General features: G+C 35.5%; 1 protein-coding gene. It reads right to left on the reverse strand.

Annotation, left to right across the window (positions count from 1 at the left end; translation table 11 throughout):
• The coding region (locus HGB55_RS15070; protein ID WP_168817898.1) for a sodium/solute symporter at nucleotides 1-1,208 on the reverse strand (1,208 nt) is incomplete at its 3' end.
• Between the last annotated feature and the right edge of the window lie 5 nt (nucleotides 1,209-1,213).

Genomic DNA, 1,213 nt, shown 5'->3' on the forward strand with positions numbered 1-1,213 from the left:
GCAACTCCTGCTGAAATTCTACCCATATTTACTGTTGCTTTATCACTTGCATTTTTATTGATATATTGCTTATATATATCCATTGTAAAAATAGTAGATGTAGAGTTAAGCATAGATGCTAATGATGATACTATTGCTGCAGCCAATGCCGCAAATGCAACTCCTTTTAAACCTACTGGTAAAAACTGTAATAACCAAGGATAGGCTTTATCCGCTTGTTCTAAAGAAGGTAAATTTTTAAGTGCTGCATCACCCAATCTGGCCATTATTTCAGGATCATTTACCATAACATATGCTGCTATTCCCGGAATTACTACTATTAATGGAATGATTAACTTTAAAAAGGCTGCCAATAAAATCCCCTTTTGGGCTTCTCTTAAACTTTTTGCTGCCAACGTTCTTTGTATAATATATTGATTGAATCCCCAATAGTATAAATTAGCAACCCACATTCCTCCAACAAGAACTCCTATACCGGGTAAATTCTTATACTCAGGATTGGATTTGTCTAAAATCATTGCAAACCTTTCCGGTACAGCTTCATAAACGGTTTTAACTCCTTCAACAACACCTGCTCCTCCTGATACTGTATTTAATGCTAGATACGTTGTTGCCAATCCTCCTAAAACTAAAAATATAACTTGGATAACATCTGTCCAAGCTACAGCTGATAAACCTCCATACAACGAATAAGCTGCTGCAAATAATGCCAAGCCAATTACACCATATAACATTGGTATTCCCATTATAGTTTCTAATGCTAACGATCCTAAGTACAGTACTGAAGTTAAATTAACAAACACATATAAAGCTATCCAAAATATCGCTAAAATTGTTTTTAAATTGGTTGAAAATCGTTTTTCGACAAATTCCGGAATAGTGTATAACCCTTTTTCTATAAAAATAGGTAAAAAGAATTTCCCTACAATCAGCAGCGTTAGAGCCGCCATCCATTCATACGATGCAATGGCTAATCCGGAAGCAAAACCTGATCCGGACATCCCAATAAATTGTTCTGCAGATATGTTTGCCGCTATCAAAGAGGCTCCAATAGCCCACCATGGCAAAGACTTACTTGCTAAAAAATAATCTTCTGCATTTTTTTGATGCCCTTTCTTGTCTCTTGACACCCATAAACCGACCCCTAATATTAATACGGCATATGCTATAAAAATTAAGTAGTCCCAAATACTAAAACCTGCTGTCATAATAA

Origin of the sequence: Lutibacter sp. B1 (genome assembly GCF_012524075.1) — a bacterium.
Lineage (GTDB): Bacteria > Bacteroidota > Bacteroidia > Flavobacteriales > Flavobacteriaceae > Lutibacter.